1 pseudogene is annotated in these 269 nt (G+C 62.1%); it reads left to right on the top strand.

Annotation, left to right across the window (positions count from 1 at the left end):
- Positions 1-269, top strand: a pseudogene (locus SB724_RS20360) (hypothetical protein); the annotation flags it as partial.

The raw sequence follows: 269 nt of genomic DNA, 5'->3' as shown, positions 1-269 counted from the left end.
CCGGCAACACGGCGGCGTTCAAATCGGTCGATATCGAAGCCCGCGTCCAAGGGTTCGTCGAAACCATCGACTATCGCGACGGTATGATGGTGACCAAGGGCACGCAGCTCTTCGGCATCCAGAGCAACACCTATCAGGCGCAGGTCGACCAGGCGCAGGCAACGCTCGCTTCGTCGCAGGCCGCACAGGTCGGCGCCAATCAGGAATATACGCGTCAGGTCAATCTCAGCGCCCAGAAGGTCGGAACGCAGACGGCACTCGACAGCGCC

Origin of the sequence: Bacillus sp. SIMBA_031 (assembly GCF_046535225.1) — a bacterium.
Lineage (GTDB): Bacteria > Bacillota > Bacilli > Bacillales > Bacillaceae > Bacillus > Bacillus velezensis.
This window is presented reverse-complemented; position numbering and strand designations above follow the sequence as displayed.